The following is a 17241-nucleotide window of genomic DNA, read 5'->3' on the forward strand; positions in this document are numbered from 1 at the left end:
AGTGAGATCCTCCTTTCTGTTTGGCAATATTATAGATCTTTAATATCCATAATAAAATATACTCCAAGGATTTGCAATGCCTTCTTCAGAAAAATTCATTGTATAGCTGTCAATATCACTTCATAATTTTGATACGAGAGACTGAGATCTTTTTAGAGAACGTTTATGTTTGACAAAGGAGGAGTAATTTGATGTACAAGGCTATAGTCAATGATGATACATACATTTCGATTCTGGAAGACAGGCATGCTAACGAGCTTTATCAATTAATTGACAGCAGTCGTGAATCTATACGGCAGTGGCTGCAGTTTCCTGATCTTACTCATAAAGTCGAGGATACAAGAGCCTTTATTGGCCGGGCGTTAAAAAGATTCGCCAATAACGATGGGTACTGGGCAGGGATATGGTACAAGGGACAGGTTGCAGGATCCATAGGTTTTTTAGGGATAGATTGGGAAGCAGGTCGAACAGAAATAGGCTACTGGCTAGGTTCGCAATTTGAAGGGAAGGGTTTAATGACTTCAGCATGCAGAACGTTTGTCGCTCATGCGTTCCGTGATCTGCGGCTTCGTAAAGTCGAGATCGGCGCAGCTGTAGGCAATATCAGGAGCCGGGCGATTCCGGAACGATTGGGCTTCACGCAGGAAGGGATTATCCGGAATTACGAACGTTTACATGATCAATATGTAGACAGAGTCATTTACGGTCTTACTCAAAAGGAGTGGTTAGACCAGCAAGCCATGTCCTGATTGGCTATCTGATCATTGGTAACTTCCAAAACGAATATAAACGAATGTTACCAAACAGGTGTAACGTAAAATGGTAAAATAAACCTATTAGAGAAGCATTACAGATCACTAAAAAGTGAGGTTCGTGAATGACACTGATTGAAGTCCGCCATTTTACGAAAGATGATTTTCAGATGCTGGGTGATTTGTATGCTGCCGTAACTTCAAAAGGAGAAACAGTTTTCTGGTGGGTTGGAGACGAAGCAAATTGGCCGAATGTGTTCATTGCGGTGGAGGGAGAACGAATCATTGGTAAAGGGCAGGTCAGCGTCATTTCGGAAATCCCGGCTGGCAGCCCACAGGACCATAAACACCATATTTATCTCAACTTAAAGACGCTTCCGGATAGGGATAGTGACTACATACTCTATGATCTGCTATACGAACCTTTGCTGAACAGGGCATACGAGTTGAAAGCAGCCCTGCCTCCGACTCACCAGACGTTGATTGGGATCGGTAACCAGTCCACTGAAGTGAACAATACCCAGTATTTTATATCGAAAGGGTTCAGCTACAGTAAAAGTTTATATACCATGCAACGACAACTGGTTGGAGAAATGGATCCATTCGCTCTTTCCGCACCATATCGCTGTATCCAGTGGGACATACCGTCGGAAGCCGGCCTCCATGAATACTTGGCAGCAGACATGGAAATTTGGCCGGAAGCTCCAATTGGAATGGAGCGGCTCATGGAAAACCGGAAGAATCGAGCGTGGACTTCTTTTGTCGTAAGGGAGAATGATACGCTGGTCGGAAGCGTGATGGCTTGGGTGGATGCAGAGGGGGATGGCGTCATTGAGGATGTTTTTGTCAGAGAACCTTGGCGAAAACAGGGAATTGCCAAGCATTTGCTGTTCCAAGCGCTGACCTATCTCAAAAATATCGGATGTGACTGTGCCGAACTGCAGGTTGAAACCGCTAATTCATCGGCTTTATCCTTGTATCATGCCGTGGGGTTCAGAGAGGTATCGAAGGAAGTTCGGTATGAGCGGGACTTGTAACCATTAAAAATACAATCGGGCAGCCGGATCGTTTTGTCGACCGGCTGCCTGATTCGCCATTCGGATGCTTTAATTACTCATCTTGTCATCCAAGCCGGGCTGTGGGCCGAACCACCAGCTCGTTCACATCGACGTCCGCCGGCTGCTCGATCGCATAGGCGATGGCTCGGGCAATTGCGGAAGCCGGAAGAGCGTTGCGCCGGTACGATTTCATAAATTCCCTTGCCTCATCGTCCGTAATGCTCTCAGCGAGCTCGGATTCCGTTACGCCGGGTGAAACGAGCGTTACCCGGATGCCTGCACCTATTTCCTGCCGCAAGCCTTCCGTGATGGCGCGAACGGCGTATTTGGTTGCACAGTATACCGCCGCCGTTGGCGTCACCGAATAGGCACCGATGGAAGCCACGTTAATCATATGTCCAGATTGCTGTTCCTTCATTACGGGGAGAGCCGCAGCAATACCGTGCAGAACCCCGCGGATATTGACGTCGATCATCCGGTTCCATTCGTCGATTTTTAAAGCTTCCAAGGGGGATAGCGGCATCACGCCGGCGTTGTTCACGATGACATCGACCCGTCCAAAACGGCTTTGAGCCAAGCGGATGATCGACTGCATTTGATCAAGGTTCGTCACATCCAGCTGTTGATATAAGGCGGAGCCTCCTTCTGCTTCAATAAGGGAAGCCAACGCTTCCAGTCTTTCCACGCGTCTGGCCCCCATGACGACATCGGCGCCCCGGCTCGCAAGAAGCTTCGCTGTGGCTTCGCCGATTCCGCTGCTTGCTCCTGTAATGACCACGACTTTTCCATTGATTTCGGACATTGAACATTTCTCCTTTGGAATGGATTTGTGCTAAATTGCTCGATTCGAACGACTGTGATGAAAAAGGGGCATCTCCCCGCTAATTTCACGATAGAGAACCATGCCGGCGTGGTAGAGCACCGAATCGCGGAAATCGCCGTCCGCTGTAAACCCTGTATCATCCACATATTCGATATGGTCGCCTACGATGGTATATCTGCCTTGATATGCGCTCTTCCGATTACCGCGCGCTTCGTCATACCGCCCGTTCGGCAGCAGCTCATGCCGGATGTAGCCGTCTTTTGTCACCCACATGCCGACATAGGGATGGGATTGTTCGTTTTGAGTCGTCATTGAATATTCTCCTTTCATTTGCGAAAGCCGGATTGAATCCTGCCTTGTCATCGTGTTCTACGGTTAGGTTATCCGGACCATGTATCGCATTTCTTACATGTTCATTATCGTTGCAATGGGAATCAAGGCGGTAGCCGGATCATACAAGATGATTGCCTAATCCTCCAGAAGAGGATAAAGTAAAGCTAATCTTATGGATCAAAGGGGGAAGAAGAGGATGGACGAATGGTTCGAGAAACAAAGATTAGAACTGCTCCGGATCATCGAGAAGTTCACACCGGAGGACGGTACGCATGAGACGGAAGTTCCCGGTTTGCGCTTGATTCGCTTTTCCCGGTTATCCGAGCCGGTATACGCTGTCTATGAGCCTTCCCTTTGCGTCGTGGCGCAGGGTTCCAAGGTCGTTATGTTGGGACAAGAGGCGTATCAGTATGACCCTAGCAGCTATTTAACCGCTTCGGTCCATTTACCGATTACAGGGCAAGTGATGGAGGCATCGAATGAAACGCCGTATTTAAGCCTGCAGATCCTTTTTGATATGAACCAAATTTTGGATGTGATTCAGGTATCCGGTGATGCCATACGAGCTGGAAATGAGACCAGCCGGGGGTTGAAGGTAAGCCGGGTGAACGATACGCTTCTGGATGCCGTGCTGCGGCTTGTGAAGCTGGTCGAAACGCCGCGGGATATTCCGGTGCTTGCGCCATATGCCATGCGGGAAATCATTTACCGCGTGCTCCAGAATGAAAACAGCTCATCTCTGATGCAATTTGCCGTTACCGGAAGCCACGCACAGCGAATCGCGGGGGTGGTTGAGAAGATTAACCGCGATTTTGCCCTGCCTCTGCGCGTAGAAGAATTGGCTGCGGAGGCCCGTATGAGCACGTCGTCTTTGTACGATTATTTTAAGGAAGTCACAGGGATGAGTCCGATCCAGTACCAAAAGCAGATCCGATTGCAAGAGGCGCGCCGGCTGCTCTTCTCCGAATCGATCGATGCGGCGGAAGCTGCGTTTCAGGTCGGGTACGAGAGCCCGTCGCATTTTAGCCGGGAATATGCGCGGATGTTTGGAATGCCGCCGGTCCGGGACGTACGCCGATTACGGAGCACCATTGTTGACGAAATGACGATTTCAGCGGAAATCAAAGGAAAGGAAAAGAATTTATGGATTTTAAGTTAAGCCTTATTCCTTATGAAGATAAGACACTGCTCTACCATCTCATACAACTGTATCGCTACGACAGCAGTGAGTTTGACGGGCATGTGCTGAACAGACACGGACAATACTTATACAAATACATGGATCACCAATGGACGGATAAATACCGGAGGCCCTTTATGGTCACTGTGGACGGGGAAATCGCTGGATTTGTTCTGGTCAGTCTGGACGTACCACAGGAGTATATGAAATTGAGCAGGGCTGAGAAATCCAATTCAATCAGTGACTTTTTTATCATGAGAAAATACAGGCGGAGAGGGGTAGGCAAAAAAGCTGCCTTTACCTTATTCGGGGAGTTCAAAGGGACATGGGAGATCAGGCAGACGGTTGGCAATAAGCCGGCCTATGCTTTTTGGAAACATGTGATTTCAGAGTATACACAAAACGATCGTTATTGCGAAGAATTTCTTCAGAACGAGCAGTGGCATGGTCCGGTCTTTGTCTTTAATTCTGCTTTTGACGAGTCCGATGAAAGACGGTGACACAATCAGAAAGGGTTTATCCATACCTTTAACATCGTGTTGACATATCGGGAATTATCGATATAATAAAGCTCATGAAATCACTAGAACCCATTGAAGTGTTTAAAGCATTGTCCAATGAAGCGCGTTTGCAAATTTTAGAGTGGTTGAAAGATCCTAAAGCCTATTTTGGCCCCCAGGAAGGGGTGGACTTGATCGACGTTGGGGTATGCGTAAGCCAAATTACTGCCAAGTTGAACATGACTCAATCGACCACATCCCAGTATTTGTCCGTGCTGCAGCGGGCGGGGCTGATCCACGCAACCCGGATCGGCAAGTGGACCTATTACAAACGAGATGAAGAAGCGATTCAGGCCATCGCCACGTACATCCGGAAAGACTTGTAACGATAGAGACTGGATTCAATCCAATGAATTCAGTTTTTATTCACCAAACGAATCGATAATTCGGGATATGTAGTATCGATTTATTTTTTATCCAATACATCGACATATCACGAATTGTATTTTAACTATAAGGAGATGTTTTTGAATGACCAGTCCTTCTATCTTAACCAACGATACGCATTCCAGCCAGCCTAATCGGACCTCGAGCACCGCCACGCTTGTGATCGTTGCCCATCCCGATTTGGAGCATTCCCGCATTAACAGGCGACTGGCGGAAGAGCTGGAGCGGCGGGGCAATGTGACCGTACATCGGCTGTATGAAGTCTATCCGGACGAAAAGATCGATATCGCAAACGAGCAGTCGCTGCTTCTGGCGCACGACCGTGTCGTGCTTCAATTTCCTTTTTTCTGGTACAGCTCGCCTTCCTTGCTTAAGAAATGGATGGATGAAGTGTTCGAGTTCGGATGGGCTCATGGGCCAGGTGGGGACAAGCTGAATGGAAAAGAGGTGATCATCGCCATCTCCTCCGGGGGCTCTCCGAGCATGTACCAGGCCGGCGGCTTTCACAATTACTCTTACAGCGAGCTGCTCCGTCCGTTTCAACAGACGGCTAACCTGACCGGAATGGTCTATCGGTCGCCGTTTGTCATTGGCAGAATCCGTGAGATCAGTGATGAGCAGTTGGAAAAGTATGCCGCGGAATACGCAGACTATATAGAAGGCGCGAAAGCCATATCAGGTATAAGAGCTTAACACGGTAATTGATAGCTTCACATGCATAAAATCAAAGCCCCTCCAAGCGCCAAGAGCCGCAGTGGAGAGGCTTTATTCGTTTAGCTGATAGGGCTTCCGCTATGAGGTATGTTTTCGCGAATGCAATCCGTTGCCAGCTATTGTACCGCTTTTTGCTGGCTTGTAATCGTCCCCAGGTGGATAGATTCGTGCATCAAGGCAAAGTTGAATAACTCGGCAGCGGTCGTGAATTCAAAGGGTCCCAGCACGAACGGGGATTTCAGATCCTGCTCAAGCATTTCCGGCGTAATCTCCGAAATCTGGGACAGCTGATTGGCAAGCTGCTGCACCAGTTCTTCTTGGGATGGCGGCGCAATCGTCCAGTCGGCCGGCTTTGTACCGCTGTTGAACAACGTTTCATAGGATGCCGGAACCGTCGATGCTGAACCGAAGCACAGCTGCTGATATCGATCGAGCCAAAACACGATATGCCCGGCGTTCCAGCGGATCGTATTTCGGAAACCTGCCGGCGTTATGTCGACGAGCGATTCCGGTATGCCCTGAACCTGACCGATCACCAGCTGATGCAGCACCTTGCCCGTATTGATAATAGATTGTGTACTCATTTGTAATTCCTCCTTAGTGGTTTGTGGAGTGGTTTATTTCGTTCTTGTTACCAAGTTTACCGGTCCAGATCCTAAGCAACAATCACGTAATTCCGATGGTATGAATCGTTTTCACTAATGGATCATTCATCGTATGGGAAATCCTTCCGTCCTCCGTTATACTGGATGTATCACTACATATGGCAGCATACGAACCAATGGGAAGGAGACGTCCATGGAACTTCGACAGCTTGAATACTTTGCAGCGATATGTAAAGAGATGCATTTCTCCCGGGCCGCCGAAAATCTCTGCACGACGCAGTCGAATTTGAGCCAGCAAATCAAGTTTCTGGAAAAGGAGCTGGGGATGCCGCTGTTTGACAGGATCGGCAAAAAAATTGCTTTAACCGATGCCGGCCGGATCCTGCTCGAACAAAGCCAGCTCATCTTTGAAAGGGTGGATTACATTCAGGGAGCCATCTCGGATCTGAAAAAAATGGAGGGCGGCACGCTGGACATCGGCATTCTGCCAGGGGATGGGGACCTGCTGTTTGACGCGCTGCTTCTTGATTTTCACCGGGCTTACCCCAAGCTGTCCATTTCGGTCAGTGAAACGACGAACGTGTATGAAGAGGTTCTGGCCGGGACCAGAGACTTGGGCGTCACGACAATGCCAGAGCGGCCCGACGACCGTATGGCCATCATCCCGCTGTTTCATGAAGAGTTTGCGCTTGCCGTACGCTCGGATCATCCCGCTGCCCGATTAAAGGCCATCCCCTTTGAACAGCTGAATGAGCTGGATATGGTCACATTCGGCCCCGATCACCAGATCACGAAGCTGATTCGAGCCTGCTGCCAGGAAAAAGGCATGGAGCTGCATCATCCGATGGTGACGTCGACGCTATCGACGCTTCTCTCCATGGTGGAGCAGGGGATTGGTGCGTGCATACTTCCCCGGCTGCTGCTCGAACATCTCGGCCGGGAACAGATCACCGCTGTCTCGCTCCTGCATCCCACGCCGAGTCAGGAGATCTGCATCATTTACCGGACGGATAAGTATTTGGGCAAGGCAGGACGTATATTCATTGAGGCTTTGCAATCCTACATACAACGCGTGATTGAAAGTGCAAACCGTTCGCTTGGATAAATGGGGAATCTAATGAATTACAAGTAAACGACCGAATTGAAGCATCTACCTAAAGGGGAGGAGATAAAATCTATGCGCATCCAACTGGACCGTTTTCCTAATGGTGTGAATAAGGCGGTTACGCTCAGCTTTGACGACGGGCGGGATCATGACCGCAAATTGGTCCGCCTGCTGAACGACTATGGCCTTAAGGGGACATTTCATCTGAACAGCGGGAATCTTGGCAAAGCAGGATATATTGACAAAACGGAAGTCGCGGTCCTGTTTCAGGGTCATGAGGTTTCGGCTCATACGGTGGACCATCCCTTTCTGGAACAGACGCCACCGGACCAAGTGCTGGAGCAGGTGGTAGCGGACCGCAAAGCTTTGGAGGAGCTCGTCAACTATCCGGTGAAAGGGATGAGCTATCCGTTTGGGACCTACAGCGATCAGGTTGTGGCCCTATTGCGGTCCATCGGTATCGAATACGCCCGTACGGTGAACAGTCATGGCGGCTTCCATAAGCCGGAGGACTGGCTCCGCTGGCATCCGACCTGCCACCATAAGCAAATGGTCGAGTACGCCGATCAATGGATTCATATGCAGCAGCGATATCCGAGAATGTCGCTTTTTTACGTGTGGGGCCACAGCTATGAATTCGATAACGACAATAACTGGGATTTGGTAGAGCGGTTCGGTGAGATGATCGGCGGCAAGGACGACATTTGGTACGCAACCAATGCGGAAATTTACGCCTACTGCAAGGCCTTGGAAGGACTCCGGTACGCCGCCGACTCACGCCTCATTCATAATCCGTCGGCCCAATCGGTGTGGGTTAGCGTAGATGGGGACCCCATCGAAGTACGCTCAGGGGAAATCGTTCGTTTATAAACTGACCATATGAGTCAGACCCTTTTACGAGGAAGCCGCCAGGTGCGGCTTTCTTTTTTGTCGCCACCCTTAGATTGGTGCGGCTCGTCGTTTCGTAACAAATTCCATGTCCACCGTAACTTATTCATACTGGCCGTATCCCGCGCACGTTTATTATAGACATGGATTCACCATTTAGCGTGAAAGCGTAAGGCTTTTTTATCACACACGCAGGGAGTGCAGGCCAGTGAAAAAAGCAGTGGAATCTCAAGCTTCAAACATCGATATGCGCGAGCATGTCTCACGGGCGGATTTGCATTACCGCCATACCGTAGAGCGTAGTGAGGGCGGCCTTCCGCTTGGAAATGGCCGGATGGGCAGTCTCATTTGGACTTCCCCCTCGGCGCTCAAGTTTCAAATCAACCGGGCCGATGTGTACGCGAACAACAGCCGTACCAACAGCTTCAACCAGCGGCACTCGGATTATGCTTACGGATGCGGCTTTGTCGATATCGACCTGGTGGATTACGGCGGGGATGTGTTTCATGACAAAGGAATTCGCCAGCATCTAAGTCTGTATGACGCGACGGCATCGATTTCGGGTATTGGGGTGGCTGCGGAGGCCTTTGCTGCGTCCGGGCATGATGTGTTCGGCGTCCGGATCCAAGATCGCCGGCCGGTGCCGCAGGTGATCAACATTAAGCTTAAAATGCTGCGTCCGGCAGAGGTCGTGACCAAAAACCACTCGGCTGTATCACGCCTCATGATAAGGGACGGAATGATGGTGCTTCATCAGCAATTCCGCGAAGGCGATTATTTCTGCGCTTCAGCGGTCGTCATCGCCATCACGGGAAGGGACGCGCAGGTGAGGATGAACGACGAGTACGGCGGCCGGAAGCCGGTCGGCGCTTATCGGGAGAGTCTGGTGATCGGTCAGCCGAATGAAACAGAAATGCGCCTGTGTATTCAACCTGGAAACGGCAGTTTTGATATCTTTATGAGCAGTGCAGCCAGCTTTGATGAGCAGGAAGATGTCATCGAGGAAGCGATCCGAACGGTACGTCATGCCATGCGGTCGGGATATGACGCGCTGCTTTCGGAACATCGCCAATGGTGGCATTCTTTTTGGGACAAATCGTATATCCGCCTTAGAAGCGGGGACGGCCGTGCCGAATTTGTCGAACAGCATTATACGTATTATGTTTACCTGATGGCATCGAACTCACGGGATTCGCGGTTTCCTCCGAATTTCGGCGGCATGCTGCTCAGCCCGCGCGGGGATCTTCGGCACTGGGGCGCCATGCATTGGTGGAACAATATGAATTTGTATTATAACGCCGTGCTTCCAACCGGGCATTATGAGCTGTTCCATCCATATTTCAACATGTATTCGGCCATGTACGACTCCTGTGCAGCCGCCGCAAGGCAGCAGTGGGGAAGCCAAGGCATTTATATTCCGGAAGTCGTGTCCTTTGACGGGGTGGAGGAGCTGTCGGAAGACATTGCCGAAGAAATGAGGGACCTCTATTTGCTGCGCAAGCCGTGGAAGCAGATGTCCGCCCGGTTTCGCGAGTATGCTTACTCCAAGCGGCCGCATGAGAGCCGCTGGAACTGGAAGTATCACGAAAAGTATGTGGACGGCAGGTTCACGTACAAGGAACGAGGCTATGGCCCCTTTGGGTTCACGACGCACATGTTCGCTACCCAGGTCGGAATTGCATATCACTACTGGTTGTACTATGAGTTCACCAAGGATGAAGAATGGCTGCGTGAGCGGGCCTATCCAATCATCCGGGGCGCCGCCGAGTTTTTCCGCCACTACCCCAACCTGCGGAAGGATGAGGACGGTCTGTATCATATGTATCACACGACCAGCGACGAAAAATATTACGGCGGCAAAGACACGATGGACGCGATGGCGGGCATGCATACAATCTTCCCGATCGTCCTCCGGGCATCGGGCATTCTCGGAGTGGACCGCGATGTCCGACCGGCGTGGAAGGAGCTTTACGAGCATCTGGCCCCGCTGCCGCGAAGCGACCAAGCAGACGCCGTCCTGAAAACGGGAGAGGGGGAAGCGGCCGTATGGGTCGGCGCTCTAGGCCCGGTGTTGGATCATAAAAGCCATATCGACGTAAAGCCTGCCTATTTCGGCAGCCTATGTTCCCTCGAAACCGCCGATAGAAACCGTGACATGTTCGAGACGACTCTGGCGACGATTCGATATCAGGAGGAGCTTCTCGGCCACGACTGGAGCCGGGCTGCCTCTGAAATGTCGGGCATGGCGCGCGTTCTGGCCAACATGGGGCTGGCCGAGCCTTTTAAGCAGGTTGTGCTGGCCCAGCTGGAATGTGTCAACGCGGAGCGGGATTACTGCTATTTTGACGATACAGGCCAAATCCGATCGTTTGAAAACCGTTTGACCGTCAGGGAAGGGGTGAACTGCATCAGCATTCAGCGTCTCGGCAACGCCGCTGCTGCGTTACAATCGGCGCTGTGTCAAAGTCAGCCTGCAGGCCCTGGCCAGGATGCGGTTATCCGGCTGTTCCCGGCATGCCCTGTAGATTGGGACGCGGAATTTTCGTTATGGTGTCCTGGTGGATTTAACGTCAGATCGGCAGTTCAGGGCGGCCATGTACAATATGTGCTCGTTACTTCCACTTTGGGTGGGAAGTGCCGTATCCGGAATCCATGGGATGGGGTGCAGGTTCAGCTGCGGAAAAAGAGCGGCGGAGTGCAGGTGTTGGAAGGCTCGCTGCTCCAGTTTGACACGGAATCAGGAGATCGATTCGAACTGTATCCGAAACGATAAATGAGTTGGAAAAGGCCGATTCACAGCGATGTGAATCGGCCTTTTTGGATACGCTGCTGTTACTCTTACGGTCGAACGTTCATAGGTACATGAATTTCATTACGCCGCAGCCAAGCATTCCCGTCGTTTGGATCGGGCCTGACAGGTCCTATGCTCCGGTAATTCTCGGCATTGGCATGGATTCTTTGCCGAGCTCCGCCCAGGCGTATTTCAGCAGGAGTTCGGTTTTGAGGGCCGCGTGCTCCGGATCATCCCATAAATTGTTCAGCTCTCCGGGGTCTTCCTGCAGATCGAAGATTTCACCGTAAGTCTGATTGTAGTAGACCGTGATTTTATAGCGTTCATCTACATACGTTTTTTGGTGGATGGTGGTCGGTTCATGCCTGAACTCACACATAGCGTGATCCCGCGCTTGCGCGGCTTCCCCGAGCCATACCTTCTTCTGGTCGATGCCCGTCATGGCATAAGGAACCGGCAGATCGCATAGGGACAAGAAGGTCGGAGCCAGGTCCACCAAAGATTGAATGGCGCTGCTCCGCTTGCCGGCCGGCACTTCACCGGGATACCGGACGATAAACGGCAGCTTGATCAAGTCCTCATAATGAAACCCGCCCTTTGCCTGCAGACCGTGCTGTCCGAAGAAATGCCCATGATCCGACGTAAAGACGACGATCGTGTTATCGGCCATTCCCAGCTCCTCCAGCTTATCGAGAATATGCCCGATGTACTTATCCATCATGCTGATCATGCCGTAATAGACGGCGACCAGCTTTTTCTTGTCATAGGCCGTCAATCGCTTCCTGCTGCCGTACTCGTAATAATGATGCGAACGGTAACCGTGAATGCCATGTCCCGTTTCCTGCAGGTATGTGAAGTCGGGATGCGCCTCCTGCGTTTTGGCAAAATGCGGCGGATTGCGGTCATGCTCGCCCGGAACCATCTCCGGGATGGTGAGCTGTTCGGGATCGTACATCGTATCCCATGGCTCGGGAACGAGGTATTCCGGGTGCGGGTCGAAGAAGCTGGACCACAGGAAAAAGCTTTCGTCGTTTTCATGATATTGTTCCAGTAAAGCATTGGTCCGCTCGGCGATCCAGGTATTGTAATGGTACTCTTCGGGGATCGGCCATTTATACGTTTGATCCCGGTCCATGGTGCCCGTAGGCGGCAGGAAGTAGTCTCTCCAGTTATGGCAGCCTTTCTCTTCCATCCACAGCGCATAATGCTGTCCGACATGGGCTTCATTGGTGTGGTTCCGCGCCAGCTCCACGTGGTCAAAACCGTAGAACCCACCTTTGTAATTTTTCCAAAACTCCAAATCCTGAAGAATGGGGTAGGCTTCCAGGGACGGAAATTCCTCGGTCGACGTTAGCGGCTGAAAATGTGCTTTACCGATCAGCCCGGTCCGGTAACCGGCTTGCTTGAAATCTTCGCCTACCGTATGTCGGTCCTCCAGCAATTTGGTGCCGAGCGTCCACGCGCCATGCTGGCTCGGGTACATGCCGGTAATCATCGAAGCACGGCTCGGCGTGCAGGTCGGATTGGGGCAATACGCCCGATCGAACGTGGTCCCTTCCCGGACAAGCCGGTCCAGATTCGGGGTATGTATTTCAGGATTAAAGGCGCCAATCGTATTCCAGTGCTGCTGATCGCTGGTAATGAACAAAATATTAGGTTTCTTCATCCGTCATCCTCCTCGAACTGATTATATGTAAAGGGGTGCTCAAAGAGAATGGCGTATTGTATGATAGATTTATCATTTTGTCGGTTCATGTAAAGGTGATTGGGAGGATGAGAATACATGATGCAGGAATATGATCACGAATTCGCGGAGTTTTTATATTACACGCCGACCAGGATCGACAAAGGCACTCCATTCTGGTTGGTCAGGGCGGGTCAGAGTACGGCTAAGCCGGGATACCGGATCGGTCCGCGCAGAATTGAATGCTACAGTATTCATTTTGTCAGGGCTGGCAGCCTGATGGTTGAATATGAGGGGCACACGTACAGGCTCCAGGCAGGCGATGCCTTTTGCATGTATCCGAACCGTACCTATATGTATTACAAGCCGGACGACGATCATTCTCTGCAGTTAACATGGCTGGCCATGGATGGTTCCGGCATGGAACCGATGCTGAATCTGGCAGGCTTTCACCCGGATGTACCCTGCTCCAGAGGGCTGTGGAGTCCCGAAGCAGCGAACTTGATCCGGCGCCTGTTTGCGGAGTGGAAGGAAGGTAAGACGGATCAGGTTGCCGCCGCCTTAAACCTAAAAGGGTTGCTGTACCAGGTGTTATCCCAGCTTATCTCAAGCTCCAAAGCAGCGGAAGAACCTCATCGGCCCGCTGCAACAGTGATAAAAAAAAGCAAAGCATCCCAGTGGACCGAGTACATCGATTGGCATGCCGCGGAGGGGATCACCGTTCAGCAGGTAGCCGAATATGCCGGCCTGAACCGTACCTATTTTTCGACACAGTTTACGAAGTTTGTAGGGATGACGCCAGCCGAGTATATTGCCAAGGTCAAGATGGACAAGGCCAAGCAAATGCTGTCCGGGACGTCGGCCGCCGTTACGGAGATCGCCTATTCCCTTGGCTATCCGACCCTGTTTGCATTTACCCGTGCCTTTAAAAACTACTGTTCGATGTCCCCGTCAGCGTACCGGAAGCAGCGCTAAATTTTGGGGAAGATGATGCATTAAGAGGACGCCACCTAAAACGGCATCCTCTTTGCATTGGTCTCTCTAGTGTTCTGCGGACGACTAATGGACCACCTCGATAAATCTTGTTGCTGCTGCCGAAATCGGCATGTTTCGCATCACCATGAGGCCTACCTTGGAAGGGGGGATCTCAACATCCAGCTCAATTTCAAAAAGAGAGCCTTCCTTCAGCTCTTTCGCTACGAATTCGCGCGTGACATACGAAATGCCCAGCCCTCGCTTGGCGAATTCGATCAGCAAATCGACGCTTCCCACCTCGATGTCGGGCTTCAGCTCGTGTCCGTATTTTTCAAACAGCTCTGTAATGGCCATACGCACCCGGCTGTTCCGTGAGAACAGAATTACGGGATATTCCATCAGCTGTTCCATGGACAGCGCCTGTCCTTTCAGCTCCGCATATCGTTCGCCCGCCACAAAGCAGTCCTGCAGCTCAATGCTCTCTGTTACCTCCAGCTGGGAGTCAAAGATCGGCATCCGAACAACGCCGAGGTCGATCCGTCCCTCCTTCAGATAGGAGATCACTTCCGGTGTCGTGCCGTGATTCAGGTGCAGCTTGATTCCCGGATACTTGACATGGAAGTCCTCGAGAAAAGGAAGCAAATAGTGCTTGAACAACGAATCGCTTCCGCCGATCCGCAGCTCGCCGCTGTCCAAATTTTTGAGGGCCACCATTTTTTCTTCTGCCAGCGAAATGAGGATTTGTGATTGCTCAATATAGGAAAATAAAATCTTGCCTTCCTGTGTCAGGCTGACCCCTTTGGAGTTGCGATAAAACAACGTGACGCCGATCCGCTCCTCCAGCTGCTTGATAGCATGGCTGACGCTAGGTTGTGTCAGGTACAGTGCCTTGGCAGCCTGCGTTAAACTTCCCGTCTTTGCGGCCCAATAAAACACTTTATACAACTCGTAATTGTTAGTCATAGATATGGTCTATATCTCCTCAGAAATATATTGATTACATGTATGGCACATATTTGTATTATAGTGAATCCAAGACACAGAAACCAGAGCTTTTTCGACAGCAGCAAAAAGTGGAAGTCGTAGAGCTTTGAAAGGAAGGAGCAATTGAGATGAATCCTACAACTTTTGTATTGTTTGGTGCGACTGGCGATTTGGCCAAGCGCAAAATATACCCTGCTCTGTATCATTTATATATTCATGGAAAGCTTCCGGAAGCTTTCTCCGTGATCGGCCTCGGCCGTAAAGAAATGACGGATGAGACATTCCAGGCTCACGTCAAGCAGTCGCTGTACGACTTTTACCGGCTGGACGTGAAAGAGGACGACTCCCTGCAGTCTTTCATCCGGCTCTTCGGATTCAACATCCTGCACATTGATGAGACGGATCACTTCGTCCGGTTAAAAGATCGGGTGGAAGCCTGGGAGCAAGGAATCGGCGGTAACGCGAACCGCTTGTTCTACTTGTCCGTTGCTCCGAACTTCTTCGGTACGATCGCTTCCCAAATCGAGAACAGCGGTCTTGGCAGCGTATCAGGCTGGAAACGCCTCGTGATCGAGAAGCCGTTCGGCCATGACGTTGCTTCGGCCCGCGAGCTGAACGCCCAGCTCAGCCAAGCTTTTGCGGAAGAAGAAATTTACCGGATCGACCATTACCTCGGCAAATCCATGGTACAGCGGCTTGAAGCATTGAAGCAGGCGAATCCTGTGATTCAGGCGCTGTGGACGAACCGCTTTATCGCCAACGTCCAAATTACGGCCGACGAAACTGTAGGCGTAGAGGAGCGCGCTGGATACTACGATAAAGCCGGCGCCCTGCGGGATATGTTCCAGAACCACATGATGCAGCTGCTCATGATGCTGACCATTCACGCACCGCACAACATGGCTTCGGCAGAGAACGTCCAGCTCAAGAAAAAGCAAGTGCTTGAAGCGCTGGATCCGCTGCAAAAGCAGGATGTGCTTACCAACATCGTGCGCGGGCAATACACAGCCGGATCCATTCAAGGCAAACCGGTTCCTGCATACACAGCCGAGCCCGGCATCTCCGAGGGTTCGATGAACGATACGTTTATCGCGGCCAAGCTGCATATCGATAATTACTACTGGCGCGGCGTTCCGTTCTACATCCGGACAGGCAAACGTCTGGCCTCGAAGAGCACGCGCATCGTGATCGAATTCAAGGAACCGCTCACCACGGCGACGCAAGCAGAGCAGGCCACCGTGCCGAACCTGCTGGTCATTGAAATCGGCCCGAAGGAAGGCATTACGCTGCAGCTCAATGCAAAAGACCCGGATCACCCGAACGGCTTTAAACCGGTATACATCGATATGTATCCGGACCGCAAAGAAGCCCAGGAAGCTTACGAAACGCTGATTCACGATGCACTGAACGGAGATTCGACTTTCTTCGTCCATTGGGATGAGGTCGACCTGTCCTGGCAGTGGGTGCAGCCGATCCTGGAAGCCTTCGCCGCGGGTGAGGTGCCGCTGCATCCTTATGCCGCCGGCTCGCACGGTCCGGAAGCGGCTCACGAGCTGCTTGCCGCAGACGGATTCCATTGGTGGTTCGACGAGGAAGGGGAAGCCGGCCAGGCCGCTTCCGAGCCGCTTGTCGAGCAAGTTACCGCCAGCTGATTTTGGGTTCTATGCTCGGTTTACCGAGCCAATCATATATTGAACATTCACAGGAGGTTGTAAGATGAAATTTTTTATTGATACCGCCAATCTGCAGGATATTCAATCCGCCTACAAAATCGGGGTTCTGTCCGGAGTCACCACGAATCCGTCCCTGGTTGCCAAGGAAGGCGTGAAATTCGAAGACCGGATCGCCGAGATTTGCCAGGCTGTGCCGGAAGTGGAGTCTGTGTCGGCGGAAGTGACGCCGGATGCGGAAACCGCTGAGGAAATGATCGCGCAGGCAAATGAGCTGATCAAGATCAACAACAACGATGAGAAAATCACGATCAAGCTGCCGATGACCCTTGCCGGTCTGGAAGCCTGCCGTTATTTGTCCCAAAAAGGGGTCAAAACGAACGTGACCCTGATCTTTACCGTGAATCAGGCGCTGCTGGCAGCCCGTGCCGGGGCAACTTACGTATCGCCATTCCTGGGTCGTCTGGACGACATTTCCGAAGACGGCGTTCTACTGGTGGACAAAATTGCGCAGCTGTTCCGCACGCATAACCTGGACACGCAAATTATCGCAGCTTCGGTACGCCATCCGGACCATGTCACCCGCGTCGCCATGGCTGGCGCCCACATTGCGACCGTTCCGTTCGGCGTGATTGCACAAATCGCCAAGCACCCGTTGACGGACCAAGGTTTGGTTAAATTTGCGGCCGACTGGAAAAGCAGCGTCAAGTAAAAAGAGAGAGATCTGGAGGA

The 17241-nt window shown here is 51.5% G+C and carries 17 protein-coding genes; 12 read left to right on the forward strand and 5 right to left on the reverse strand.

The window, feature by feature from the left end; genetic code table 11:
• Window positions 1–191 precede the first annotated feature (191 nt).
• Both FHS19_RS06595 and FHS19_RS06600 read left to right on the forward strand, forming a co-directional pair.
• Entirely contained in the window at window positions 192–749 is a 558-nt protein-coding gene (locus FHS19_RS06595; protein WP_183580342.1) for a GNAT family N-acetyltransferase, read from the forward strand.
• A 128-nt stretch (window positions 750–877) separates the two neighbouring features.
• Entirely contained in the window at window positions 878–1789 is a 912-nt protein-coding gene (locus FHS19_RS06600; RefSeq protein ID WP_183580345.1) for a GNAT family N-acetyltransferase, read from the forward strand.
• An 85-nt stretch (window positions 1790–1874) separates the two neighbouring features.
• Here the strand turns inward: FHS19_RS06600 and FHS19_RS06605 are convergent, their stop codons facing one another.
• Entirely contained in the window at window positions 1875–2612 is a 738-nt protein-coding gene (locus FHS19_RS06605; RefSeq protein ID WP_183580348.1) for an SDR family oxidoreductase, read from the reverse strand.
• Window positions 2613–2642: 30 nt separating this feature from the next.
• A complete protein-coding gene (locus FHS19_RS06610; RefSeq protein WP_183580351.1) occupies window positions 2643–2945 on the reverse strand; it encodes an Atu4866 domain-containing protein in 303 nt (100 codons plus the stop codon).
• A 217-nt stretch (window positions 2946–3162) separates the two neighbouring features.
• Between FHS19_RS06610 and FHS19_RS06615 the strand changes: the two genes are divergently transcribed.
• The 4 genes from FHS19_RS06615 (at window position 3163) to FHS19_RS06630 (ending at window position 5786) form a co-directional block, all read left to right on the forward strand.
• Window positions 3163–4125, forward strand: coding sequence for an AraC family transcriptional regulator (locus FHS19_RS06615; protein WP_183580354.1), 963 nt, complete (start codon window positions 3163–3165; stop codon window positions 4123–4125).
• Window positions 4110–4646, forward strand: coding sequence for a GNAT family N-acetyltransferase (locus FHS19_RS06620; RefSeq protein WP_183580356.1), 537 nt, complete (start codon window positions 4110–4112; stop codon window positions 4644–4646). The genes FHS19_RS06615 and FHS19_RS06620 overlap by 16 nt, the downstream gene beginning before the upstream one ends.
• A gap of 74 nt (window positions 4647–4720) precedes the next feature.
• A complete protein-coding gene (locus tag FHS19_RS06625; RefSeq protein WP_183580358.1) occupies window positions 4721–5032 on the forward strand; it encodes an ArsR/SmtB family transcription factor in 312 nt (103 codons plus the stop codon).
• 145 nt (window positions 5033–5177) lie between these two features.
• Complete coding sequence (locus FHS19_RS06630; protein WP_183580359.1) at window positions 5178–5786, forward strand: NAD(P)H-dependent oxidoreductase; 609 nt, start codon at window positions 5178–5180, stop codon at window positions 5784–5786.
• Between the two features lie 137 nt (window positions 5787–5923).
• Here FHS19_RS06630 and FHS19_RS06635 read toward each other — a convergent pair whose 3' ends face one another.
• Complete coding sequence (locus FHS19_RS06635) at window positions 5924–6391, reverse strand: DinB family protein (RefSeq protein ID WP_183580360.1); 468 nt, start codon at window positions 6389–6391, stop codon at window positions 5924–5926.
• A gap of 214 nt (window positions 6392–6605) precedes the next feature.
• Here FHS19_RS06635 and FHS19_RS06640 point away from each other — a divergent pair, with 214 nt between their 5' ends.
• The 3 genes from FHS19_RS06640 to FHS19_RS06650 all read left to right on the forward strand — a co-directional run bounded on the left by FHS19_RS06640 (window position 6606) and on the right by FHS19_RS06650 (window position 11178).
• Window positions 6606–7517, forward strand: a complete 912-nt coding sequence (locus FHS19_RS06640; protein ID WP_183580361.1) for a LysR family transcriptional regulator — start codon at window positions 6606–6608, stop codon at window positions 7515–7517.
• A gap of 72 nt (window positions 7518–7589) precedes the next feature.
• Entirely contained in the window at window positions 7590–8387 is a 798-nt protein-coding gene (locus FHS19_RS06645; RefSeq protein ID WP_183580362.1) for a polysaccharide deacetylase family protein, read from the forward strand.
• Window positions 8388–8613: 226 nt separating this feature from the next.
• Window positions 8614–11178, forward strand: coding sequence for a glycosyl hydrolase family 95 catalytic domain-containing protein (locus tag FHS19_RS06650; RefSeq protein ID WP_183580363.1), 2565 nt, complete (start codon window positions 8614–8616; stop codon window positions 11176–11178).
• 148 nt (window positions 11179–11326) lie between these two features.
• Here the strand turns inward: FHS19_RS06650 and FHS19_RS06655 are convergent, their stop codons facing one another.
• Entirely contained in the window at window positions 11327–12862 is a 1536-nt protein-coding gene (locus tag FHS19_RS06655) for a sulfatase family protein (protein WP_183580365.1), read from the reverse strand.
• A 117-nt stretch (window positions 12863–12979) separates the two neighbouring features.
• Here FHS19_RS06655 and FHS19_RS06660 point away from each other — a divergent pair, with 117 nt between their 5' ends.
• On the forward strand, window positions 12980–13855 hold the full coding sequence (locus FHS19_RS06660) for an AraC family transcriptional regulator (protein ID WP_183580367.1): 876 nt from the start codon (window positions 12980–12982) through the stop codon (window positions 13853–13855).
• 84 nt (window positions 13856–13939) lie between these two features.
• On the opposite strand, the gene FHS19_RS06665 is transcribed toward FHS19_RS06660, so the two are convergent.
• On the reverse strand, window positions 13940–14818 hold the full coding sequence (locus tag FHS19_RS06665; RefSeq protein WP_183580369.1) for a LysR family transcriptional regulator: 879 nt from the start codon (window positions 14816–14818) through the stop codon (window positions 13940–13942).
• 149 nt (window positions 14819–14967) lie between these two features.
• Between FHS19_RS06665 and zwf the strand changes: the two genes are divergently transcribed.
• Together zwf and fsa are read left to right on the forward strand one after the other, a co-directional pair.
• The gene (gene zwf / locus FHS19_RS06670; RefSeq protein WP_183580372.1) at window positions 14968–16491 is read left to right on the forward strand and encodes a glucose-6-phosphate dehydrogenase; all 1524 of its coding nucleotides are present in this window, start codon (window positions 14968–14970) and stop codon (window positions 16489–16491) included.
• A 64-nt stretch (window positions 16492–16555) separates the two neighbouring features.
• Entirely contained in the window at window positions 16556–17221 is a 666-nt protein-coding gene (gene fsa / locus FHS19_RS06675) for a fructose-6-phosphate aldolase (RefSeq protein ID WP_076166067.1), read from the forward strand.
• Window positions 17222–17241 lie beyond the last annotated feature (20 nt).

The organism is Paenibacillus rhizosphaerae, assembly GCF_014192015.1.
GTDB lineage: Bacteria > Bacillota > Bacilli > Paenibacillales > Paenibacillaceae > Paenibacillus_AQ > Paenibacillus_AQ rhizosphaerae.